This window comes from Rossellomorea vietnamensis NBRC 101237 (assembly GCF_001591825.1).
In the GTDB taxonomy this organism is placed as follows: domain Bacteria; phylum Bacillota; class Bacilli; order Bacillales; family Bacillaceae_B; genus Rossellomorea; species Rossellomorea vietnamensis.
Genome location: NZ_BCVQ01000012.1, coordinates 72497 through 95434, shown reverse-complemented (window position 1 = coordinate 95434; position 22938 = coordinate 72497). Strand labels below are relative to the sequence as shown.

The window sequence follows — 22938 nt, the reverse complement described above, 5'->3', positions numbered from 1 at the left end:
GGAAAGGAACGGTCCATATATTTACATTCCCACTTATAAAAAATATAATAAAAAAAATTCCAAAAGAAATTCTACATTTACCTGTACGTATTGACATGCATTTCGTTTTAATACTTTTTTCGATAGAACAATCTGTCGGAGAAAGTATTTTTGTATGTCAATATGTAGCAAATTGAATGGTTTGTAAATGGTTAGGAAGAGGTAAAGAGAAGTAACAGAAAGACTTGGAAAAAGGAGAGGGGTATCATTATGATCATTCGTGCTAAATGTTGGAGGATGTTAAGCGTACAGGAAAAATTATTTATACTGAAAGCAGTATGTAATAAGCATCTCAAAAAATAGTCCGTGGATATTATCGCCGATTTGTGCATGCCACATTTTTTTGTCATTGGGCCGCTTACACTGGTGGTACGATCAAATTAGGAATGTAAGGTTTGCAAACCGAAGTGCGACATAAGCAATCCAACCCCATGTGATGTAGAAATTACATGGAGGCAGTTGATCCAGCCACCTTCTTATTCTTTTCTGATCATGTTCCCTTGAAGGTGAACATGAAATCCCCAAATACAATCCCACTACGTCTTTTTTTCCTGTCCTTAATCCCGTTTTCACATACTTCCCGGCAAAAGACAATAAAATGTTCCTGGTGTATTTTATTGGTCTTTTGGTAAGATATAATTGCACATACATATAAGGGGGACAACTAGTGAAAGCGTCACAAAGAGTCATGATAGCTGGTCTATTGATTACTATTCTGTTAAGCGGATGTAATCGAAATGCAGCGGACATGGTCGTTAATGGTAGTGTAAAGGTAAATGAAGAAGCGGAAACACTTACATTTTCCGGAGTGTTGACAGATGAAGCGTTAGAACCGGAAACGCCTTTTCGAGCACGTTTTTTCCTGCAGGGCAAAACGATCAAAAATGCGCTGGGAACCGACTTGATCTATACGGATGAAGAGCTGAAGAGCCGAAAAGAGGGAGAGGATCCTAAAGAGTATAAAGTAGAAAAAACAGTGGAAATAAAAAAGATTAAAGAGATCGATAAAGTCATAAGCGAGATTAAAGATGAAGATAAAGAATCTGTCACCATCGAAATCGTAAATGATAATGGCCGAATTGATGACAAGGTTCTTCATGACATAGAAAAGGAGTAGGGAGATTCATCCCTCTCCTTTTCTATGTATGCAGCTTATTTAGGATTCACTGGCCTTTTCAATGCATAAAGATCGTCTTCGAGTAGAAGCATTTTATCCATCAATACGTCTTTGGAATCCATCACTCCCTTATTATATAAGAAGGGACCGATTTCTTTCATAAAGAAGTCAAACCAATTTTCAGCTCCTAAATCCCCAATTTCATCCCCTGTTTGTTCATAGTGAAAACGTTGGATGCTCCCAATCATCTCATCCTTTTGCTCTTTAGGTATCTTTGTAAACATCATGAGTACCCCTCCAGTTTTGTTTCTTCCATCGTAACATAAGAGTTCCAATCACGGACATGAAAGAGAGCCATCGTTTCTTCTCCATGGACCCTGGTCAGCTTTTAATATGGTAGCCAAAGTAGTAGTTGAGTAGTTGGAAGAAATCAGCGGTCAGTGTGATGAAACATAAATAAATCATTATGAATGCATTTGTTCAGTAGAAAAAATAGTAAGACACTATGAATTTGTATGATTGTGGCAAACTAATCCGTACATGGCAGGGATTCAGCTGTGAAGTTAAGAGATAAAGGAGAATGAGCATGTGGCAGGAATTTAAGAAGTTTGCCGTAAAAGGGAATGTGATCGATTTAGCTGTGGCGGTCATCATCGGTGCCGCCTTTGGTAAGATTGTGAAATCACTGGTAGACGACATCATCATGCCCCTACTCGGTATTTTGCTTGGAGGAATCAGTTTTACCGAATTAAAGGTTACGGTCGGGGAGGCGGTCATTACTTATGGGGTATTCATTCAAAACGTAGTCGATTTTTTTCTCATCGCATTTGTCATATTCGTCATGGTTCGACTGTATAAGAAAATCGAGCGTAAAGAAGAAGTGAAAGCGGAAGTGAAAATCGACCAGAAGGAAGAACTGCTCAGGGAAATACGTGATGTATTAAAGGAATCGCCAAATCGACCATCTTGAAAGTAGATTGGATAAAAATAGAGGGGATTTCCATACAGTAGCCAATATAGTAAGAGAAGACTGTGAGGGGGGCTTAAAATGGAAATGAACTCAATCTACTTGATCAAAGAAAAAAACGGAATGAAAAAAGACTATTCGCTCCTTCTTTCCATGATGGACTATGCAAGATTGACCTCCATTCAGGAAGTGGAAAATTTGCCGGTTGAAGTGCTTGATTACCGTTGTCATGATGAAGCGAATTCCATCGGGATGTTGCTTGCTCATTTTGATGCAGTAGAAAAGATTTATCAGGCATTGACATTCGAACAATTGACGGATGATGAAATTGAAGCATATGCGACGGAATTGGAACCTGCATTAAGTTTAGGCAGCAAGGCAGCCGAAAGGATCAAAGGGAATTCTGTGGAATACTATCTGGAAAACCTTCAACGTACAAGAAAGGCCACAATCGAGCAATTTAAAAAACTGGACGAAGCATGGCTTTATGAAGAATCAGATTGGTGGTACGGGGAAAAAGGGAATAACTTCTTTAAATGGTTTCACGTCTTTGAAGACGAAATCAATCATAGAGGTCAAATAAGAATGATCAAAAAGTTATATGCAAAAGATAATCAACCTACGACAGTAGAGTAGGTTAGACTATATTTTTTACAATAAGACCCATTCCTTTCTTGAGTTTTGAAGGGGAATCTGTTATAGTAAAGATAATTATTTTTGTTCGATTAATCTACATGATTGAAAAGCATTCGTCTTGAATTTTAATCAGAGCAGGAATATAAATATTTTTACGTGCAACTGCACTAGGAGGTACATGTTTTATGTTACAAGGTAAAGTTAAATGGTTTAACGCTGAAAAAGGTTTCGGTTTCATCGAAGTTGAAGGTCAAGACGATGTTTTTGTTCACTTCTCCGCTATCCAAGGTGAAGGATACAAATCATTAGAAGAAGGTCAAGACGTTACATTTGAAATCGTTGAAGGCGCTCGTGGACCACAAGCGGCAAACGTTCAAAAGTAATACAATCGTATAATTCCAAGCAGGGTACGTCAGCTGACGTACCCTGCTTTTTTCGCTCTATAGAGAAGTCGATGTGGACAATCAGGTAGAAAGTTCTATAATGAAATAGACTGTATTACATTGTTTATGGAGGATGATCGCGTTGGTGGCTAAAGAAAGTAATATGAAACTGGCACTTGCCGGCTTATTGTTAGGTATACTCATGTCAGCCATGGATAACACCATCGTAGCAACGGCATTGGGATCCATCGTGTCAGATCTGGGTGGACTGGACAAGTTTGTATGGGTGACAAGCGCCTACATGGTAGCGGTCATGGCGGGAATGCCGATTTTCGGTAAGCTGTCTGACATGTACGGGAGAAAGAGATTTTACATATTCGGCCTTTCTATTTTTTTGATTGGTTCTGCCCTGTGTGGGATTGCACAGGATATCGTCCAGTTAAGTATATTCCGGGCCATCCAAGGAATTGGTGGTGGAGCTTTGCTTCCAATTGCCTTTACCATTGTGTTTGATTTATTCCCACCTGAAAAACGTGGGAAGATGACAGGGCTCCTTGGTGCAGTATTTGGATCCGCTTCAGTATTCGGTCCCCTGATTGGGGCGTTTTTAACGGATCATTTAAGTTGGCATTGGATCTTCTACGTCAATGTACCAATCGGTCTCTTGTCGCTCTTCTTTATTACAACCGCGTATAAAGAATCCCCGCAACGATCAGATCAACGGATTGATTGGGGGGGAGCAATAACTCTGGTGATAGCCGTTGTCAGTCTCATGTTTGCACTGGAATTCGGCGGAAAGGAATTCCCTTGGGAGTCGTGGCAAATCATTGGATTGTTTGCATCCTTCTTGCTTTTCTTTATAAGTTTTTTATGGATCGAACGAAAAGCTTCCGAGCCCATTATTTCATTTTGGATGTTTAAAAGTCCATTGTTTGCATCTGCACAGGCCCTCGCTTTTCTATATGGGGCTGCGTTCATTATCTTGACTATATTGATCCCGATCTTTGTGCAGGCTGTATATGGTGGATCTGCGACAAACGCCGGATTGATTTTGACTCCGTTGATGCTCGGCTCTGTAGCTGGCAGTGCGGTTGCAGGCATCCGGATGACGAAAACAAGTTACCGTAATATCATGTGGGTTTCCATCATTTCGTTTATAACAGGTATGGTATTACTTGCGACGATGGGGCCGGATACGAGCCGGTGGTTGTTGACGCTCTATATGGTCATAAGTGGTTTTGGAGTAGGTTTTTCTTTTTCATTACTGCCTAATGCCACGATCCATAAACTTGATCCGAGGTTTAGAGGGTCGGCCAACTCGACAAACGCCTTTTTCCGTTCCTTGGGGATGACTATCGGAATCACGGTCTATGGGACGCTGCAAACAAAGCTTTTTGCCTCTAATCTTGAAGATGCCTTCAAGGGACAGGAAGCAGGAGGGGGCTTCCAGGGAGATCCAAGAAGTATTTTTGAACCTGAAATGCGTGAAAAAATCCCGGATTTTGTACTTACTAAAATCACGGATGCTATGTCAGATTCCATCACAACCACTTTTGCCTATGCATTGATACCCCTTGGCATCGCATTAGTGTTTGTGTTCCTGATGGGGAAAACAAGACTTGAAGTGACAACCGCTCCTTCTTCTGAGAGAATGAAGGAATAGAAGAAATACCCATTCATCCCTGGTCTTTGAACAGTGAGTCATGTACAAGATCATGGATTGAAACATTGCATTGGAGTGTTTTGATTTTGTGGAAAAATGCTAAGAAATTTTTTATTTTTATAGGAGTATTCCTCGGGATTAGTCTCTTATTGAGTATCATTACCGGTCTGATCATCACCTATATGTATGATGGTACCGGTTATAAAGGTTCTCCCGTGATCGGGACCATGATAAATGGAGCTTCAGCTGTCATTGCCGTATTGGTCGCCTATAAACCCTTCAAAAAAAGCGGGGCACATAAAAGGTAGCAATCGCTTCTTAGAACGAAAAATAAACCTTCCCAAATTGGGGAGGTTTTTTAGATTCAATCTTTTTAAGGTATCGATACATAAGGAAAGAGACCAGTCATGTGACTGATCTCCCTTTAAGTATCGGATTTTGATCCTATGTTAGATTATTTATTTTGTTGGTTTTGTTGTTTAGCAGCTTTTTTAGCTCTTTCAGAAGCGTTTTGTTCTTGAGCAAATTCTGCTTCATTTTTTTGTTGTTGCGGCTTTTTGTTATTGTTGTTCGTCATCATGATCACCTCCCTCTACATTAATTTGCCCGGTTTTGAAAAAAAGATACTTGAAATATTATTTTTTACCATTCTCAATGGGACTTCCTTTTCCAGTTACTTACTAGTTTAGCTATTTCTAAAAGAGGGTAACACTAAATTCATGCCTTTATTTTTTTACATACGTATGAGACACAATGGATCTGAGGGGGAAGCAAGTTGAGAAATTTTACACCAATGTTTTGGATCGCGATTTCGATCGGAGTAATCTTTGTTTTATGGGGAGTCCTTTTTCCTCAAATGTTGATCGATGTCATGACAAATACTCAAGGGGTTCTACTTGATAAATTCGGCTGGTTTTATCAATTTTCAGCCACATTCTTTTTTATCATCGCCATCTTCCTTGCCCTTAGTAAGTATGGAAAGATTCGCTTGGGGAAAGACACGGATAGACCTGAATACTCTACATTGACCTGGTTTGCCATGTTGTTCAGTGCAGGAATGGGAATCGGCCTGCTTTTTTACGGGGTGTCTGAACCTGTATCACATTATGCCACCCCTCCGTTTGGAAAAGGAGGGACCATTGAATCAGCCAAGGTCGGGTTACGGTATACATATCTTCATTGGGGATTCCATGCCTGGGCCATATATGCCGTGGTGGCACTGGCGCTGGCCTATTATAAGTTCAGGAAGGAAATGCCTGGACTTATGAGCGCCACGCTTTATCCGGTCATCGGCGATAGAGCGAAAGGTCCAATCGGTTACATCGTGGATATTATCGCTGTATTTGCCACCATTTTCGGAGTTGCCATTTCACTTGGTATAGGAGCCCAACAAATCAATAGTGGACTCCACTATCTCATGGATGTACCAATTAATTTCAGCATCCAGCTGATCATCATGGGGATTGCTACGGTCCTTTACATTACATCTGCTTCTACTGGCTTATCCAAAGGAATAAAATATTTGAGTAATGCCAATATGGTTCTTGCGGTCTTGTTATTTATTTTATTCCTTATCGTAGGACCTTCACAATTTGTTCTGGAATTATTTTTGACGACGTTTGGAAGCTATGTTCAGAACCTGCCGAGTATGGGTTTGCGTTTTTCACCATTTAATCTAGAAAATAACCAGTGGGTGAAGGACTGGACGATTTTTTATTGGGCATGGTGGATCTCATGGACACCTTTTGTGGGAACATTCATCGCCAGGGTGTCAAAAGGCAGGACTGTCCGTGAATTCATTATTGCCGTCATCATTGTCCCTACCATTGTTTGCTCGCTATGGTTTGGGGTATTCGGGGGAACGGGATTGTACTATGATCTTGTCCAGGGAGTGGATGTAGCCGGTCAAAGTTTGGAAACGGCATTATTTTATGTGTTCGATCAGATGCCACTGAGTGGGGTTTTATCGATCATTTCCCTATTCCTGATCATTACATTCTTTGTTACTTCTGCCGATTCTGCCACTTTCGTATTGGGCATGCAAACATCCAATGGCAGTCTGAATCCTCCATTCTTTGTGAAATTCAGCTGGGGGATCATCTTGGCGGCTATCGCTGCCATTATAATGGGGACCGGAGGCATCAGTGGGCTTCAGGCAGCCACCATCATTACCGCGCTGCCCCTTGGGATCATCCTGCTCGTCATGACATATGGCTTGCTCATTTCATTTCAGAAAGAGATCAGGGTGAAGAATAAAAGGGAAACAGATAGGCATTAAATAATTAGGTATTCACCCCCCTGTCATCTTGACAGGGGGGTGAATGTGTATGGGATGAAAATATTTCCATTCGGGTCTCCGAAAGCATCATTCATTTGGTAAAATAGAGATACCAAATGGAGAGTGGGGATTGTTCATGAAACAAATCATTGCAATGGGTGGCGGAGGTTTCTCAATGGAACCTGATAACCTGTTATTGGATCAGTACATCATAAATCAGTCGAAGGCATCCAGACCTAAGGTGTGTTTCCTTCCTACAGCAAGCGGAGATGCAGAAGGGTATATTGAACGCTTTTATAAATCTTTCACATCCCTGTCAAGTGAACCTTCACATCTATCTTTATTCAAGCCCTCCACGAGGGACTTAGAAGGTTTTCTACTTGAAAAAGATATTATTTATGTTGGAGGGGGAAATACGAAGAATATGCTTGCCTTATGGAAAGAATGGGGAATTGACGTGATACTTAGGAAGGCGTGGGAGTCAGGAACCATTTTAACTGGATTGAGTGCAGGGTCGATTTGCTGGTTCGAAGAAGGAACCACCGATTCATACGGAGATGGGCTGGAGACCATCAAGGGATTGGGTTTGATAGAAGGCAGTCACTCCCCTCATTATGACGGGGAAGCAAACCGTCGTCCCCTCTATCATTCTTTTATTGAGAGTGGGGAGTTGAAACCGGGCTATGCAGCTGATGATGGAGCAGCTTTGCATTTTATTGATGAAGAACTGTCCAGAGCGGTGAGTTCAAGACCATATGCATCGGCTTACCGGGTAGAGAAAAAAGATGGAGTGATTCAAGAGTACAGAATTGCGACCCACTATTTGGGAAATCCCGTGTGATGGTATAAGAAGATCGCATAATCTGGTGTCCATTATCATAGGCATAGTGATGAGTCTTTTTCCAGGGAGGAGAATCATCATGAATGAGGAAAAGCGCAACATGACCGGGGATTTGGTAAAGAAGACATCGAAGCAGGCAAGTGAACTCCTGAACAAAACAGCCGATACAGCAAACGGGATTATCAAGAGTGTGAGCGGTGAAGGTGGATTGGTAGGGAAAGTGTCTGATACTTCGGCAGACTTTGTGAAAAACGTAAGCAACACCGGAAATAAAATGGTCGGCAAAACCGTTGATACAACAAGTAAAGCCGTAAAAGGGGCATCCAATAAGCTATTTAAAAAGAAATAAGGCTTTGAAAGGAGCAATCTCCTGTGTGGAGATTGCTTTTTTATATGTTTCAGAATCCAGATGGAATGCTATGATAAAATGAATCATGGAAGTAAATAAAGAAGGGGAGTGAAACAATGATTCAGTTTCAAAAGATTTCAGCTGCAGATACATATTCGATTAGACAACAAATTTTACGGCCTACACAAACAATGGAGGAATGCAAGTATGAAGGAGACATGGATGAGTCCACCTTCCACGTCGGAGCACTTGATGGAGAAAAGCTGATCTGTATTGGCTCCTTCTATCAGAAAGCACAGGAAGGATTGGAAGGCAGGCTTCCATTTCGTTTAAGGGGGATGGCGACCCTTCCCGATTTCAGATCGAAAGGTATCGGTAAACAGCTCATAGAGTACAGCGAAAGAATCCTTTCTAACGAAGGCTGCGATCTGTGGTGGTGTAATGCCAGGACTTCAGCTGCTCCTTACTATACAAAATTGGGACTGATACAGTCAGGTGATATCTTTGAAATTGAGCCTATAGGTCCTCATGTGATTATGTACAAAAAGATGTAAGAATGGTACATCCTCCTGCAAAAAAACAACCGGGCCACGGCCCGGTTGTCTCCAGTGTTCACTCCTGTATGGAAGATCTTCTCAGTTTAATAAACTTCACTAAATTCAATACAATCGTTTTCGATACTGCGTAGGTGGGTACGGCTAAAATCATGCCGAGTATTCCCGCTAAATTACCCGCAACGAGCAATAAAATGATGATTGTGGCAGGGTGGGTATCCAATCGTTTGCCCAGTATAAGGGGTGAAAGAAGATTCCCTTCAATTTGCTGAGCAATCGTGACCACCACTACGACAAGGATCGCCTTTGTCGGTGAATCAAACAACGCCACGATGATGGCTGGTGCTGCACCGATGAACGGTCCGATAAACGGTATGATGTTTGTGACGGCCCCAATCAGTGCCATCACGAGTGCATATGGCAACCCGATGATCAAGTAACCGATAAAGGTAAGCGTCCCAACGAATGAAGCGACTGTCAATTGTCCCTGTATGTACGCGGCAAGTGTTTCACTCGTATCCTTTAATGTGTTGATTCCTTCCTCACGGTATGCAGGCGGCAAAAATTTCGAAATGGCCTTCGGAAATTTATGACCGTCCTTGAACATGAAGAACAGAAGAAAAGGTACGGTAACAATGAGAATGGTGATGCTTGTCAACACACTGAGTAATCCCTTCAAGGCAGTGGTGATATTATCAGGCAAGGTATTGGCGAAATCCACCAGCTGATTCTCTATATCCTTCAGTGACACATAATCCTGATTCATCATCCATTTAAATTGATCTGTTTCTGACAAATATTCAATGAAGTTCCTCGTTTGCTTTGCATACTCAGGCAGGGCATTGAATAACGCAGTCACCTGACGTGTAATGACAGGTGCAATATTTCCAATGATCAACACCAATGCCCCGATGATTGCAGCATAAAGGACGATGATCGCGATTGTCCTCGGCAGCTTTGCTTTCACCAAAAGATTGACTAATGGATTCAGTAAAAAGTAAAGAAAACCTGAAATGATGATGGGAAAAAATAAGGTAGATGCAAATACGACGATGGGTTCAAAAAGAAAAGAAATCTTAGTTGAAACATAAATGATGGTAAGAATGATAAGAATTTGTAAGCTCCACGAATAAACTTTTTTCCTGGTCAACCTGTTCACCTCTGCTACGACTAGTTTATCTGATTAAGTATATCAAAAATAGGAGGGGAACCCCTACTAATATCTGAGCTAATTGAAAAATATTTTTTAGTAGGAGCATTTAAATCACATGAAACCATCCTGACACTGCAAGTGAAAATGCATAATGATACCATCTTTGGGGACCATAGTAAAAAAGTGATTCTGACTGAAGGTGCAAATATGAGTTCCTTTTACAAAAAGAATAGAAGAATACCGAAGCAGCTCCTTTCAGAAAAAGAAGAAGTCGTCGTAGAAGCCCTCACCTTGGACGAGAAAGTGTCCTTTTTTCAGGAAGGTCTTTTTCACACAGATGATTTGAAAGTAAGAAACTTAACTTTTAATGAAAAAAGAATGACCATCCTTTTTTTGGATTCTGTCATTGATAATAAAAGTTTACAGACATATATCATCCACCCCCTCTTAGAAAAAAAGGCCGGAACGATTCAAGATTCGGTAAGCAGTAATAGTGTGAAAGAAACACTTCAGTTAGAAGAGGCACTGAGGGTAATGGTGGATGGGCACTGTGTCATTTTACAGGAAGATCGTGAATGGGTTACTTTCATAAGTATGCCAAAGATTTCTTCCAACCTGAATGAGCCCCTTAATGAAAAGGTGATCAGAGGATCTCATCAGGGGTTTAGTGAAAACATTTCGGAAAATATTCATCTGATCCGTGCAAGAATCTCCAGTCCTAAGTTGACTGTGAAATACTCGAGTGTAGGGGAAACGACAAGGACGAAGTATTCTCTTGTTTATTTGTCCGATTTGACAGATATGGAAATTGTTAAGACCATAGAGGACCGAATAAGCTATATTGACACCGATTCCATCCAATCACCGGGGTATTTTGAAGAATTCCTGGAGGATAATTCGTTTTCCCCATTCCCGCAGTTTTTGAATACGGAACGTCCGGACCGTGTTGCGGGAAATCTGATGGAGGGGAGGGTGGCGATGGTGATGGAGGGAAGTCCGACTGTGCTGATTTTTCCTGTGAATTTCTTCAGCTTTTTTCAAACGACGGAGGATTATAATAATCGCGCATTTATTGGGTCCTTTATTCGTTTTATCAGGTTGATCAGCTTTATTGCCACCCTTTGTTTACCGGCTTTTTACATCGCAGTCATTTCCTATAATTATGAAATCATACCTGTGGAAATCATCTTTTCGATTAAAAGCTCACTTGAATATGTGCCCTTTCCACCATTGATTGAGGCGGCGATCATGCAGCTTACCTTGGAGTTACTGCGTGAAGCAGCGATACGGCTTCCTAATCCGATTGCCCAAACCATCGGGGTTGTAGGTGGTCTCGTCATTGGGACAGCTGTGGTAGAAGCCAATTTGGTTTCGAATACGATGGTTATTGTTGTAGCGATCACAGCGATTTCTTCTTTTGTCATACCTTCAAATGAGATGAGTACTTCTGTGAGGATCCTGGGATTCCCACTTATGATCGCTGCAGCTTTATTCGGTGTCCTTGGAATTGTCATCGGTCTGATGCTGCTATTGATCCACATGTCCAATCTGAAGTCGATGGGTCATCATTATTTATATCCGGTAGCCCCCCTTGATATTAAGGGATTGAAAGATACGTTTATACGGCTTCCAGTATGGCTGATGAAAAAGCGGCCAAAGGATTTACGAACAGTATACAGATGGAAAACGTCGGATTCCCGGAGATGGAAAAAAAATGAAGATACAGACTAATCTTACTTCCGTCCAACTAATATTCTTTATCATTCAGACCCAAATCGGGGTAGGGGTTCTCGGGCTTCCATTCAGTGTATTTTCTGTTTCGAAGGCAGATGCGTGGTTATCTGTATTGCTTGCCGGCTTCATTGTTCAGATCCTTATCGTTCTCTTCTGGATAATGGGGAGGCGATTTCCAAAGAAGTCTCTTTTTCAGTATTCCCGACAACTTTTGGGTAAAGTGGCAGGATCAACGGTCAATATTTCTTATATACTATACGGGCTTCTGGTCACAGCCTTGATCTTGATGTACTCGACCACCATCATCAAGACGTGGGTGCTTCCCCTTACGCCCAAATGGATTGTCATGTTTCTATTGATTTTTACTGGAATCTACTTGGGGAAGGAAAAGGTTGCTGCGATCAGCGATGTATATGTGGTGGTATCGAGTCTGATCTTTTTTCTTCTTCTAATTTCTGTAGTGGTGCTGGTCACATATCCCGTTGAATGGAGATATTTATTACCGATCGGACAATCCGGTGGTGTGCAGATTGTGAAGGGAGCTAAAGAAGCATACTTTTCAATGTTAGGGTTTGAATTGCTGTTGTTTCTTTTTCCATATTTTCAACACAATGGTGAACGTTCAATCCTTTATTCAGCATCGATTGCCAACCTGATTGTGACCCTGACCTATACTTATCTCACCATCGTCAGCCTTATTACGTTCAGTCCTGAAGAAATCGTCATCGTTCCCCAACCGGTTCTTTACTTTGTGAAATCCATTTATTTACAGATTATTGAGAGGATTGATTTAGTATTCATGTCATTATGGGTTGTCAATGTCATCACCTCCCTAACAAGTTATCTATTTTTATCTACAGAAGGGAGTATTCAAACATTCCGGTGGTTTAAACGTAAACGGTACATTTATACTGTATTATTTGGAATGATGGCGTATGTCATTGCATTAATTCCAAGTAAAGAAGGAGAAATGGAAATCTATAATAAAATGGTGATCAATCTCTCGTATCTCTATATTTTGGTGATCCCTGTTTTATTATTAAGCATTTCATATCTTTTCAAGAAAGCAGAAAGAGGGGAAGACGCATGAAAAAACGAGTGTTCATCATTAGTATTCTTCTTGTTATTCTCCCTTTCTTAACCGGCTGTTGGGATCAGCGGTTGCTTCGAAATGGAAGACTTGTTTTTTCTTCTTCTTTTGATTTGCTGGATGATGAAACCATCCGATCCACTGCAATCATCCGGGATTTCAAGAATGGAACCCCTATCAATACAATGGTCCAAGGCGAAGGGAAGACCATACGTGAAACACGGATGGCAATGGACAGAAAGATTTCCGGAGCATATGAGCCGTCGAAAAACCGAATATTTTTATTAGGGGAAGAACTAGCCAAAAAGGATATTTATAAGTTTTTGGATATTTTTTACCGTGATCCAAACAGTTCGATTTCAGCAAAACTTGCAGTGGTGGAGGGGAACGGAGAAGACATCCTTTCTAAATTGAGTGAAAAGAACGTGTTGATATCAGAATTCATGATTGAACTACTCACGAGTGCTGAATCCGTCACGGGCGTCCCGAAACAGAATCTACAAACGGTCTGCACACTGATGTTCGATGAAGGAAAGGACTTTGCCCTGCCTCTCTTAAAATTGAAGGATGGCGAGGTCATATTAGACGGTACAGCTATTTTCCATAAAAATTCATTATCGGGTGCTTTAACGTTCAAGGAATCATCATTATTCCTGATCATGAACAACCAAAAGGCAAAACTTGCCCGTTTCGTATCCAAAATAGACAATGATAAACGTCTGAACGTGGACAATTATATTACGTATAATGTGACAGAATCCAAGTCAAGGCTCAACATCATTTCAGATGCCCCGGATCATATACAGGTGGGGATAGACGTAGCGATGGAAGTATCAATCGTCGAATTCCCCCAGGATAAATTAACGGATAAGAAAAAATTAAAGAAACTCAATGATGAAATATCAAAGAAATTAACAGAAGATGCAGAAGGGATGATTGGGAAGATTCAACTGGCAAACTCGGATTTATTCGGGATTGGCAGGGAGCTGATGGCGTTCCATCCCAAAACGTGGGAAAAAGTGAATTGGGATGAAGCTTACCCTCAAATCACGATCGTACCGACAATAAACGTCGATATTATAGGGCACGGGATTATAAACTAATGGTCCAGTACCAATATAAAGTACTGGACCATGTATCATGATCATGAGACCATCTTTAAGCCGATGATGCTTCCAACAATACAGAAGATGAAAAACAGCCTTTTCATATCCCTGGTTTCATTAAAAAACATCATCCCCATGAGTACAGCACCTGCCGAACCGATGCCGGTCCAAATCCCATAGCCGGTACTTACGGGAATATCCAGCAGGGATAGAGACAATAGATAAAAACTCAGGGCTCCCGCTGCGAAACTGATCAAGGAAGGGACGAATTTTTTATATCCTTCTGAAAGCTTCATGAATGTCACCATGATCACTTCAGAGAAACCTGCAAAGATGAGAAACATCCAGGCCATCAGTAGCCACCCCCAGTATCTGTTTCTTCTTTATCACTCATCTTTAGTCCAATGACTCCAAAAATGAGTAAACTAATGAATGCGATCTTCCATATGCTTATCCCATCATTCAAGAAAAACATACCAACCACCGCCGTGCCGGCTGCTCCGATCCCCGTGAAGACGGCGTATGCCGTTCCGATTGGAAGGAGTCTCATTGATTGAGAAAAAAAATAAAAACTCACTAAAATAAGGAATGCCGTAATGACACTTGGCACCGGTTTCGTAAACCCTTCTGAAATGGATAATCCCGTTGCCCAGCCAATTTCCAGGATTCCCCCAATAATCACATATAGCCAGCCCATGTTGCTACTCTCCTTTACGGCTTGATATTCCAAGTGCATAAACTTTCCAAGCCGATTCAATTCGTTGTTGAAAGATTTCATTCGTATAATAGTGATGCTCCAGAAAGACACCATCCACAAGACATAAGAAAGACGCTACAAATTCATCCTCCGTGACATCTTGAAACATTCCCTGGTTCACGCCTTCCTTGTAGACCGAAACTAAGATGGATGTGGTGACCTTTTCCAAGTGAATGAATTGTTCCTGTATTAAATCCTTAAACTGTTCAGGAGGGAAGAATGTGACCCTTTTCCACAGTAGAGCCTCTTTCGTTGTCATTAAACGTTGACAAAATAAATCAAAAAGCACTCTGACATTTTTGAGTGGTTCTTGATGATTCATGGTGCCCTCCGTTTTTCTGTAAGCGGTGACCTCTGATACAATCAACTCCTCTAATACTTCGATAAAAAGGTCCTCTTTACTGCGGAAGTGATTATATATTGAAGGTTTTTTAATTCCAACCTCCTTTGCGATTTCTGCCAAAGATGTATCTTCATAGCCCTTTTGTCCAAATAGATCCAGAGCCACACTTTTTATCAGCTGCTTATTATCATTCACGATGATCCCTCTCCTTAAAACTAACTAACGGTCGTTAGCCTCATTATAATATCGATTACAGCAAAATGCAATAATCGAAAATGGTCACTATTAGAGAATACATGCGAATGATACGCCAACCCCATACATATAATCTTCTGTTGATTTTAATCGGGGGAAAGGGGATTCGCATGAAAGTCTTATGGTGGAAAGCGGCCATTCTTAGTTTATTGGTTATAATGTTGGTATGTTTACTGTTTTTGAAAATAGTGGTTAGTACAAAGGATGACTGGGTAGTAATCGAAGAGAAGTACTTTCCCTTAAAGGTTGGACACGATCCGTTAGGAATCAAGTCGGGGGAAAAACTGGATCCTTCTCAACGTGTTTCCACATGTGCCATGAAATTTGATGATGGTCATACGTATTCAGTGGACTGCGATGAATACCTTGATTTCAACATCGGGGAGAAGGTCAGAATAGACTCGATTGAAAAAAATCAAGTAAAACTAAGAAGGAAGTAAGTGTGGTAGGATAATACCATAGTATTGAAATCATTTATGATAGGAATGATCATGCAAATGACGAAAAAGGACCTTGTTCAATATTTTATCGTTAACAGAGATCTATCGATGTCGAAAGGGAAGACCGCTGCACAAGTGGCACATGCCGCCACATTGAGTACTTTGACGATGATGTCAAAGGATTCTCCTTTCCAAGACAGGCAGGAGGAATTTATAGAGTGGGCGCAGACGGGCATGAAGAAAGTGGTATTAAAGGGGAAAACGGCAGAGCTGGAGAAATTAGAGAAGAAAGGGTATTTCAGCATACATGACAGTGGGTTAACCGAAATCAAAGAAGGTTCCTTGACTGTGACCGCACTACCCCCGATGGAAAAAGATGAAGCAAAGGAAATTATCGGACATTTGTCTCTATTAAAAGATTAAATGGAGTGAAGGAGGAATGTGCATTGTTTTCGAAAATAGACACGGTACATATTCAAGTGAAGAATTTAAAGAAAGCTCAACATTGGTACGGAGAGATATTGGAGTTGGAACAGATCTTTGATTCAGGAAAATATTTGGTATTTAAAATAGGGGTAGGGGAATCGACTCTGACGATTCAGGAAGGAGAGGTCCGTCCCTCATCGGTCAAGCCCATCTTGTTTTCCGATGCGCTGGAAGAAACGAGGTTGAAGCTTTTGGAGAAGAATGTGAAGGCAGGGGAAATTGAAGTGGATGAAGATGTGACCTATTTTGAATTTCATGACTTGGATGGCAATGGATTTGAAGTGTGTCAATACATACCGTTATAGACCAAAGCCAGTATCGCAAAAAAGCTGATCAGATGAGGTTCTGATCAGCTTTTCTATAGAGATAAGCGTTTATTCTAATGTATCTAGATACGCATAATATGCGGCTAGTTTTTCATTGTTGTTTGCAGCTTTACCGTTTCCTTTTAATGATTTACCTATTGCAAAGTATTCTTTATGAACAGGTAAGACATGAACCGTAACAGCTGGTCGCCCTCTATGCCTGAAATCCTTAGGTACGTGAAGCATGGAAAATCGTTTCATCAGTATGCCTCCTTTAAGGAGAGAGCCATTCTACCCATCTATTACTATTTAAGTAGAATCTATGGTTTTCTAACGATAACATATATGATGACTTTACTCAACTTTCTGATTATTACACACAATTTTCAAGATGAAATCTTTGAAAAGTACCCCCAAGAATGAAGGAATGGATTCGTATACTATAGTGAAGATGATGGATCATCTTTCAGCACATTCTGATATTAACAACTTTGGGAGGTATTTATAAGTATGAATATAGACGAAGTACTAGAAGATACCGTAGAACTTGGACAAGAAGATATCAATCGCCCCATCTATCGCATAGACATCGATAACCTATTAGAATTAACAAGTGATCTATAAGTGGAGTTCCATATAGAGAATGAAAAAGGCAGGCCCTAAAGTAAAGGGTCTGCCTTTTTTATGCTTCACACTGATTATGACCGCTGTTTAATCGTGTCTCTTATGTTTATTAAGTAATTCCTTCATCATATTGATGATGGTTGCTCTCTCAGTCTTATCGAATGTGCGGGTCCAACCGGATAGAAGGGTTTCCTCTTCGGTTGACAGGTCACGTTGCAATCCATCTACGAAAATCTCTTTGATTTCGTCTGTTCCATTTTTAGGGTTTATCGTTTCATGTCTCATCGTTTTACCTCCTTGCTTCTTCTTCCTTATTTTCCCCAAGTCAAGTAATTCAAACATTTTAGTGCGTTCCGTGTGTTATGTGAAGAGGGGGTTAGGGGAAGAATGAAGAAAAAAAGTATAGGTGATCCTTATGTCGCTCCCTTTCTTTATTACCGTGTTGATCATGTTGATATACATTGCTCTCTTTATGAAGAAGAAACTTTCATTTACTGCTAACTCCATTCAATTTATGGTGTTATCCATTATTTCCACTAATTATATTACCATTATGACGAATAACCTGGAATGGATGAAAGCTTCCGAGGATGTCACCCAATTTATCAGTCTTCTCATAAACAGGGAATGTATTTTACCTTTGGTGGGTGTGATCATGGTGAATGGGTACTTGAATTATAATAAAAGAAGCGAAAAAATCCTTTATTATGTAAGTCTTTTGTTGTTAATAAGTGTATTGGACATCCTACACGTGCATTTTCATTCTCTTTCCTATCCGGACTGGAGTCTTTTTAATACTGTCATCGTCAATGCGTTGTATTTAGTATTCTGTATTTGGTTGGGGAAGGGGCTATATTATTTCCAGAAGAAGGAGGAGGGAAGACGTGGACAGGATATATGAGAGATCCTTTGATTTAAATGAATGGTTCATCATCATTAGTCTGATCGGTCTTCTATTGCTGATATGGGTTACTCCGAAGATCTTCTCCTTTCTTGAAGGGATGAGTTATTTCGTTTATGGAATCTCGGTGGGTATGTTCTATGATCATACCATCAGCATCCCGCCATGGGACTTTTATGATGTAAACGATAGTTCCGCCTATCAGGGAATTGATTTTATCAGTTATATTATGTATGGGCCCTATAGTTATTTTTTTATTTATATCTATCGTAAATTGAGAATCAACGGAATCATGAACCTAGCGTACATATTAATCTGGACCGCTTTCTCCCTCTTAATGGAGTGGTTTACAGTAAAGATCGGAATCTTCCACTTCGACAAGGGATATAAGATGTATTGGTCCATCCCTATCTATATGGCAGTTCAAAGTATTCAACTGCTGGTACATCACCAGATAAAAAAAGACTCTCGATAGCTTTTAAATAGAAAACCGGAAACCCAGCTGGCAGGATTTCCGGTTTTTTTAGACGGAGAGAACCGCTTCGTATTGAGTGAAGCCGATATCTTCCAGGGCTTTTTTCAGGCTTGAGCTTGTTTTCAGATCCTCAAAGGTAATACCGAGGTTCCCCAATGTATGAGCCACTTCAGGCCGGATACCGGTTAAGACGGATTGAACACCCATCATTTTAAGAGCATTGATGATCTGATAAATATTATGGGATACCATCGTGTCCATGATGGCAACACCGGAAATATCTATAAATAGATAGTCTAATTGCAGATCAGAGCTTTTTTTCAACGCCGTTTCCATGATGGCACTTGCTCTGTGGGTATCAATTTCCCCGATAAGGGGCAGGATCGCAATCTTCTCGGCAATGGGTACAACCGGGGCCGATAGTTCATCCATGGCAGTGTGGATGAGGGCAATCTGATCCTTTTCTTGGGTGCGGAATACTTCGTTTAGCTGGTACGCAATTTCATCAAGAATGGGATTGATTTCTTTATTGACTTGAAGCATAAGGGAGGCTGAGATTTGATCATCATTCAACTGTTCCATGAATATATCCCAAATGGCAGTACGGAACCCTGATAGGGTTTTTAGGGATTCATTGAGAGCCATTCCATTTTCAATAGCCACTTCCCCGACTTTCCCAGTCCATTCCTTTACTTTACGGGATGATTCTACTTTGTCTTCGTACAAAGATTGTCCGAGCATTTCAATTAATTGCATGCGCCATTCGGTGACTTGTTCCATTTTCAGTACCGATAACGTAAGCTGATCAGAAAATTTCTGTTCCTGGTAGCGAATGACACCCTGAGCGATTTCGGATTTATGGGAAACAATTTGTTTACCCAGATATAATAATTCGTCTCTCATTTTCTTCAGCCAACTCCTTATACTGCATGTTTATTTATTTTATTTCGAAATAATCTCTATTAATGGTAATATAGTATACCACAGAATCTAGTAAAATTATACTTCTCTTTAAGGAGGCGCAACCTGTTCGCGTCTTTTGTTTATAGTGTATTATAGTATAAGGGAATGGAAATTCGACTATGACGAAGGGTGATTTACTTGCGGATCATTTTGTTCGACGGCATATGCAATTTTTGCAATAAAAGTGTCCGGTTTATCATTAAGCGTGATGCAAAAGGGGAATTTCGCTTTGCCTCGCTACAAAGTGAGACGGGACAGAAGTTATTAAAGAAGCACAACATACCTGAAACGACGGACAGCTTCGTATTGGTTGATGGGGAGCAGGCTTCCGTTGAATCAACAGCAGCCCTGAAAGTATCTTCTAAACTGAAATGGCCATGGAAGATTTTCGCTCTGTTGCTCGTCATTCCGAAGCCTATAAGAGACAGCATATATCGGATTATTGCAAGGAATAGATACAGGTGGTTCGGGAAACAGGAATCATGCATGATTCCTTCAAAGGAGATCAGGGAACGATTCATAGAATAAGCGAAATTGAGTTGAAGAATGTGATGAGGAAAAGAATCAAACCATTAAAAAAGACCCTGGACGAGTGCCCGGGTCTATTTACCATTCAAATGGTATTATCTCTTACTCACTTTGAATCGTTTTAACGGAAACTTTTCTTCCTGAACGGGGACCATCAAATTCACATAGGTATATTCCTTGCCATGTCCCTAATAGTAGTTCACCATCTGACACGATGACCGTCTGACTGTGGTCGACGGTACTGGTTTTCAAATGAGCAGCTGTATTTCCTTCTCCATGCAGATCAGACGAGTGGTGCCATGGGTAAAGTTCGTCTAATCGGCGAATGAAGTCGGTTTTTACATCAGGATCGGCATTCTCGTTTACCGTGATACCCGCTGTTGTGTGTAAAGACTGCACCACCACAAGACCTTCTGTCATTCCCGACCGATTAATGATATCTTGTACGTAACGAGTAATGTCGATCATTTCATCACGCTTCTTGGTATCAATGGATAATGTTTTGATCATAATTAATCCCTTCCCTTATTAGACCTATTCGTTTACATTCCACAAAGCGTCCAATTTAAAACCTGTTATCCTTAAGAGGGACACGGCCGATGACGTTGGACACATCGTCTTCACCTATTTCTTCTAACGTAATTTCCTTTACAACCGTATGATAGGATTCCTTCAAATCCTTACACTTTTCAAGGGCACTGCTATATTCTTCGCTGTTTCCAGGCCGTCCAAGTGTGATGTGTGGCAAGTATGTAATATGGGGGTTTCGATAAGGGGCAAGAATTCCTTCATACAACTGATCATGTAATTGTATAAGAAAGTCGTTGCCTTCCTTAACATTCAAGAATAAAAATTCTCCGCCGGAACCTGTCACATCCCTTAAGGTCATGGGGAATGGAGAAATATGCTCTGCTACCGACTTAATATGAACCAGGATATCAACTGAGGGGATGGAAGATTCAAAAGGGAAAACGAGGGTAATATGGGGAGGTATTTTATCCGATAGAGGGTCATACCTATGTCTGATCTCCTGGATTTTATCTACTGAATGAAATGTAGGAAAGATATGGATCGCTCTTTTCATCATGATGCTCCTTTACTGACAAGGGGATTCCTGGTTTTCAATGAGTGTATACGTTGTTCGTTCGAATGATGCCCTGAAACACGTTCCTTCTTTTGTTTTATAGAGAGCCCGGTAGATTTTATCATGGCTCTTTGTGGTATGGGTCTGAATGATCCCCACAACGTTCGAACCCGGTGCCACCGTGCGAATGGAGGATTGAATAGTGTTGTGCAAAATGCTCCGCTTGTATACGTATACTACAATGACAAAAGCGATAAGGAAGATGAACATCCACCTTAACGCGTTTAATAGAAATGTCTTATTCACGGCTCAGCCCCCATCTCCCTTATAGCTTATTCTTTCAAAATACTTCCCTAACGTAACTTTTGTGATAGGCGCTTGGCCAGGGATAGTGCCGCTTCATTATCTCCATGGAGACAAATCGTGTCTGCCTGGATGGATACGGTCTTCCCATCAATAGATACCACTTCCTGTTTTTCTACCATTCGAAGCACCTGTTTTTCCACTTCGTCCCCGTCATGAAGCACAGCATGAGGAAGAGAGCGAGGAGTTAATGTACCATCGGATTGATAGGCGCGATCGGCAAATACTTCATGAGCGACGCGCAATCCTGCTTCTTCACCAGCCCTTGTAAGTTCACTTTGTGAAAGGCCGAATAGGGTGAGGGAGGGGTCAAGGTCGTAAACGGCTTCGGCAATCGTTTGAGCCAGTTTGGAATCCTTTGCAGCCATATTGTACAGTGCTCCATGTGGTTTTACATGGGATAGCGTCCCGCCTTGGGCTTTGATAAAAGCGTATAAAGCCCCTATCTGGTATTGAATGAGGGCATAGGTCTCCTCGGGGGAGATCTGCATCATTCTTCTTCCAAATCCCTGGATGTCTGGCAGCCCGGGATGCGCCCCCATTTTCACTCCATTCTTCATTGCGTTTGAAACAGTTTGTTTCATTACAAGGGGATCTCCAGCATGAAAACCGCAAGCGATATTGACGGATGTGACATAGTTCATCATTTCTTCATCTTTTCCTATCGTATATGCACCAAAACTTTCACCTAAATCACAATTTAAATCAATTTTCATTTTTTCATCCTTTCGAACATGAGAATGTATTGTAACATTCTGAATTCTTATTCATCATATCATAAAAGTACGTCCTTTTGTTTGCTCTTTAAATAGACTGCTGGTAAACAAATGCATTTTCTCATCAAATTTTAATCTTGTTTTAATTGAGTTCACTTTTTCGGGCGTTAGAATGAATCTTGCTTATGAATAAGGATTTATCACTCCCTAAACAGATTGAAAGTGGGGTAGCTTTCTAATCTGTTTAAATCTTTATTATGTAAGACCCATTCTAATTTCTTTCCTTTGAAGACAAAAGCCTTGCTGAAGCTTTTGTCTTCTTTTTTATGTATTTATAGAATCAAAAAAATAGACAGGGAAGATGTTCTTCGCCTGTCAGTGGTTTTGTTGTTGCCCGTTATGGGGTTTTAGTTTCATTTTATAGAGCCATTCTTTCAATTTTCCTGCATTTCGTTTTCTCTCAGGCTGGTTCTCCATAATCCTGGTCCTTAAAAAGTGATAAACCAATTCTTCCGCCAGGATGATGAGGATAAAGAAAGAAACAATCACCGCGATCCAAGTCATACCATTTCCCCCTTTTGCTTCTTAACCATGTTTATGGATATATCTACCACATTATAAAGAGAATGAAACATGATCAGGAATAACAAACAGGGTCATATAGATGATTATAATATGATTATGTAAATTGGTTCATCTCTTAATGAAAACTCACCTTTTTCTCATTTTATTTTAATGATGGAGGAGCAGAATGAAAGTAGTGATAAAAGGGAGGTTAGAACCATGTG

The 22938-nt window shown here is 40.7% G+C and carries 32 protein-coding genes; 18 read left to right on the top strand and 14 right to left on the bottom strand.

The features are described 5' to 3' along the window. The first annotated feature begins 706 nt into the window (after positions 1-706). Positions 707-1156 (top strand): hypothetical protein, encoded by a 450-nt coding sequence (locus tag BVI01S_RS09100; RefSeq protein WP_034758789.1) that lies wholly within the window; start codon positions 707-709, stop codon positions 1154-1156. A gap of 35 nt (positions 1157-1191) precedes the next feature. On the opposite strand, the gene BVI01S_RS09095 is transcribed toward BVI01S_RS09100, so the two are convergent. Continuing rightward, positions 1192-1443, bottom strand: coding sequence for a DUF2164 domain-containing protein (locus BVI01S_RS09095; RefSeq protein ID WP_061809932.1), 252 nt, complete (start codon positions 1441-1443; stop codon positions 1192-1194). 299 nt (positions 1444-1742) lie between these two features. Here BVI01S_RS09095 and mscL point away from each other — a divergent pair, with 299 nt between their 5' ends. The 5 genes from mscL to BVI01S_RS09070 all read left to right on the top strand — a co-directional run bounded on the left by mscL (position 1743) and on the right by BVI01S_RS09070 (position 5113). Further along, complete coding sequence (gene mscL / locus BVI01S_RS09090) at positions 1743-2126, top strand: large-conductance mechanosensitive channel protein MscL (protein ID WP_034758792.1); 384 nt, start codon at positions 1743-1745, stop codon at positions 2124-2126. Positions 2127-2204: 78 nt separating this feature from the next. Next, positions 2205-2759, top strand: coding sequence for a DinB family protein (locus BVI01S_RS09085; protein ID WP_439951104.1), 555 nt, complete (start codon positions 2205-2207; stop codon positions 2757-2759). Between the two features lie 185 nt (positions 2760-2944). Further along, a complete protein-coding gene (gene cspD / locus BVI01S_RS09080) occupies positions 2945-3142 on the top strand; it encodes a cold-shock protein CspD (RefSeq protein WP_032088076.1) in 198 nt (65 codons plus the stop codon). Between the two features lie 142 nt (positions 3143-3284). Next, on the top strand, positions 3285-4805 hold the full coding sequence (locus BVI01S_RS09075; RefSeq protein WP_034758795.1) for an MDR family MFS transporter: 1521 nt from the start codon (positions 3285-3287) through the stop codon (positions 4803-4805). Positions 4806-4954: 149 nt separating this feature from the next. Continuing rightward, a complete protein-coding gene (locus BVI01S_RS09070; protein ID WP_156029999.1) occupies positions 4955-5113 on the top strand; it encodes a hypothetical protein in 159 nt (52 codons plus the stop codon). A gap of 146 nt (positions 5114-5259) precedes the next feature. On the opposite strand, the gene BVI01S_RS23130 is transcribed toward BVI01S_RS09070, so the two are convergent. Continuing rightward, a complete protein-coding gene (locus BVI01S_RS23130; RefSeq protein ID WP_256503881.1) occupies positions 5260-5385 on the bottom strand; it encodes a hypothetical protein in 126 nt (41 codons plus the stop codon). A 195-nt stretch (positions 5386-5580) separates the two neighbouring features. On the opposite strand from BVI01S_RS23130, the gene BVI01S_RS09065 reads away from it, so the two are divergent. The 4 genes from BVI01S_RS09065 to BVI01S_RS09050 all read left to right on the top strand — a co-directional run bounded on the left by BVI01S_RS09065 (position 5581) and on the right by BVI01S_RS09050 (position 8827). Then, a complete protein-coding gene (locus tag BVI01S_RS09065) occupies positions 5581-7083 on the top strand; it encodes a glycine betaine uptake BCCT transporter (RefSeq protein ID WP_061809931.1) in 1503 nt (500 codons plus the stop codon). 136 nt (positions 7084-7219) lie between these two features. Beyond that, on the top strand, positions 7220-7924 hold the full coding sequence (locus BVI01S_RS09060; RefSeq protein WP_061809938.1) for a Type 1 glutamine amidotransferase-like domain-containing protein: 705 nt from the start codon (positions 7220-7222) through the stop codon (positions 7922-7924). A gap of 79 nt (positions 7925-8003) precedes the next feature. Then, positions 8004-8273 (top strand): hypothetical protein, encoded by a 270-nt coding sequence (locus BVI01S_RS09055; RefSeq protein WP_061809930.1) that lies wholly within the window; start codon positions 8004-8006, stop codon positions 8271-8273. Positions 8274-8389: 116 nt separating this feature from the next. Then, positions 8390-8827 carry a GNAT family N-acetyltransferase gene (locus tag BVI01S_RS09050; protein WP_061809929.1) on the top strand — a complete coding sequence of 146 codons (438 nt, stop codon included), beginning with the start codon at positions 8390-8392 and terminating at the stop codon, positions 8825-8827. Positions 8828-8885: 58 nt separating this feature from the next. On the opposite strand, the gene BVI01S_RS09045 is transcribed toward BVI01S_RS09050, so the two are convergent. Continuing rightward, positions 8886-9977, bottom strand: a complete 1092-nt coding sequence (locus tag BVI01S_RS09045; protein ID WP_061809928.1) for an AI-2E family transporter — start codon at positions 9975-9977, stop codon at positions 8886-8888. Positions 9978-10187: 210 nt separating this feature from the next. Here BVI01S_RS09045 and BVI01S_RS09040 point away from each other — a divergent pair, with 210 nt between their 5' ends. The 3 genes from BVI01S_RS09040 to BVI01S_RS09030 are packed head-to-tail and all read left to right on the top strand — an operon-like array spanning position 10188 to position 13907. Continuing rightward, the gene (locus BVI01S_RS09040) at positions 10188-11711 is read left to right on the top strand and encodes a spore germination protein (protein WP_167562107.1); all 1524 of its coding nucleotides are present in this window, start codon (positions 10188-10190) and stop codon (positions 11709-11711) included. Then, positions 11695-12804 (top strand): GerAB/ArcD/ProY family transporter, encoded by a 1110-nt coding sequence (locus tag BVI01S_RS09035; protein WP_061809926.1) that lies wholly within the window; start codon positions 11695-11697, stop codon positions 12802-12804. The genes BVI01S_RS09040 and BVI01S_RS09035 overlap by 17 nt, the downstream gene beginning before the upstream one ends. Then, positions 12801-13907, top strand: coding sequence for a Ger(x)C family spore germination protein (locus BVI01S_RS09030; protein ID WP_061809925.1), 1107 nt, complete (start codon positions 12801-12803; stop codon positions 13905-13907). Before BVI01S_RS09035 ends, BVI01S_RS09030 begins: the two co-directional genes overlap by 4 nt. 41 nt (positions 13908-13948) lie before the next feature. Here the strand turns inward: BVI01S_RS09030 and BVI01S_RS09025 are convergent, their stop codons facing one another. Genes BVI01S_RS09025 through BVI01S_RS09015 form a run of 3 tightly spaced genes read right to left on the bottom strand, consistent with a single transcriptional unit; the run spans position 13949 to position 15205 of the window. Beyond that, positions 13949-14263, bottom strand: coding sequence for a DMT family transporter (locus BVI01S_RS09025; RefSeq protein WP_061809924.1), 315 nt, complete (start codon positions 14261-14263; stop codon positions 13949-13951). Then, positions 14263-14607, bottom strand: coding sequence for a DMT family transporter (locus BVI01S_RS09020; RefSeq protein WP_061809923.1), 345 nt, complete (start codon positions 14605-14607; stop codon positions 14263-14265). The genes BVI01S_RS09025 and BVI01S_RS09020 overlap by 1 nt, the downstream gene beginning before the upstream one ends. 4 nt (positions 14608-14611) lie before the next feature. Next, entirely contained in the window at positions 14612-15205 is a 594-nt protein-coding gene (locus tag BVI01S_RS09015) for a TetR/AcrR family transcriptional regulator (RefSeq protein ID WP_061809922.1), read from the bottom strand. 170 nt (positions 15206-15375) lie between these two features. Between BVI01S_RS09015 and BVI01S_RS09010 the strand changes: the two genes are divergently transcribed. The 3 genes from BVI01S_RS09010 to BVI01S_RS09000 are packed head-to-tail and all read left to right on the top strand — an operon-like array spanning position 15376 to position 16496. Then, the gene (locus tag BVI01S_RS09010; RefSeq protein ID WP_061809921.1) at positions 15376-15705 is read left to right on the top strand and encodes a hypothetical protein; all 330 of its coding nucleotides are present in this window, start codon (positions 15376-15378) and stop codon (positions 15703-15705) included. A gap of 24 nt (positions 15706-15729) precedes the next feature. Continuing rightward, entirely contained in the window at positions 15730-16128 is a 399-nt protein-coding gene (locus tag BVI01S_RS09005; protein WP_244886913.1) for an aminoacyl-tRNA hydrolase, read from the top strand. Positions 16129-16151: 23 nt separating this feature from the next. Next, positions 16152-16496 (top strand): VOC family protein, encoded by a 345-nt coding sequence (locus BVI01S_RS09000; protein ID WP_061809920.1) that lies wholly within the window; start codon positions 16152-16154, stop codon positions 16494-16496. A gap of 69 nt (positions 16497-16565) precedes the next feature. Here BVI01S_RS09000 and BVI01S_RS08995 read toward each other — a convergent pair whose 3' ends face one another. Then, positions 16566-16757 carry a hypothetical protein gene (locus tag BVI01S_RS08995; RefSeq protein WP_061809919.1) on the bottom strand — a complete coding sequence of 64 codons (192 nt, stop codon included), beginning with the start codon at positions 16755-16757 and terminating at the stop codon, positions 16566-16568. A gap of 450 nt (positions 16758-17207) precedes the next feature. Continuing rightward, a complete protein-coding gene (locus BVI01S_RS08990; RefSeq protein ID WP_244886912.1) occupies positions 17208-17405 on the bottom strand; it encodes a hypothetical protein in 198 nt (65 codons plus the stop codon). Between the two features lie 599 nt (positions 17406-18004). Between BVI01S_RS08990 and BVI01S_RS08980 the strand changes: the two genes are divergently transcribed. Then, complete coding sequence (locus BVI01S_RS08980; RefSeq protein ID WP_061809916.1) at positions 18005-18496, top strand: hypothetical protein; 492 nt, start codon at positions 18005-18007, stop codon at positions 18494-18496. Between the two features lie 48 nt (positions 18497-18544). Here the strand turns inward: BVI01S_RS08980 and BVI01S_RS08975 are convergent, their stop codons facing one another. Beyond that, entirely contained in the window at positions 18545-19399 is an 855-nt protein-coding gene (locus BVI01S_RS08975; RefSeq protein ID WP_061809915.1) for an STAS domain-containing protein, read from the bottom strand. A 198-nt stretch (positions 19400-19597) separates the two neighbouring features. Here BVI01S_RS08975 and BVI01S_RS08970 point away from each other — a divergent pair, with 198 nt between their 5' ends. After that, positions 19598-19987, top strand: a complete 390-nt coding sequence (locus BVI01S_RS08970) for a thiol-disulfide oxidoreductase DCC family protein (protein ID WP_061809914.1) — start codon at positions 19598-19600, stop codon at positions 19985-19987. A gap of 102 nt (positions 19988-20089) precedes the next feature. Here the strand turns inward: BVI01S_RS08970 and BVI01S_RS08965 are convergent, their stop codons facing one another. From BVI01S_RS08965 to BVI01S_RS08945, 5 genes are all read right to left on the bottom strand, one after another. After that, a complete protein-coding gene (locus BVI01S_RS08965; protein ID WP_061809913.1) occupies positions 20090-20497 on the bottom strand; it encodes a secondary thiamine-phosphate synthase enzyme YjbQ in 408 nt (135 codons plus the stop codon). A gap of 55 nt (positions 20498-20552) precedes the next feature. Further along, on the bottom strand, positions 20553-21074 hold the full coding sequence (locus BVI01S_RS08960) for a 2'-5' RNA ligase family protein (protein ID WP_082804699.1): 522 nt from the start codon (positions 21072-21074) through the stop codon (positions 20553-20555). 9 nt (positions 21075-21083) lie between these two features. Then, positions 21084-21377: a hypothetical protein gene (locus BVI01S_RS08955; RefSeq protein ID WP_156030005.1), complete on the bottom strand. Its 294-nt coding sequence runs from the start codon at positions 21375-21377 to the stop codon at positions 21084-21086. Positions 21378-21424: 47 nt separating this feature from the next. Continuing rightward, complete coding sequence (locus BVI01S_RS08950) at positions 21425-22150, bottom strand: LamB/YcsF family protein (RefSeq protein ID WP_061809911.1); 726 nt, start codon at positions 22148-22150, stop codon at positions 21425-21427. A gap of 375 nt (positions 22151-22525) precedes the next feature. After that, complete coding sequence (locus BVI01S_RS08945; RefSeq protein WP_061809910.1) at positions 22526-22714, bottom strand: hypothetical protein; 189 nt, start codon at positions 22712-22714, stop codon at positions 22526-22528. Between the last annotated feature and the right edge of the window lie 224 nt (positions 22715-22938).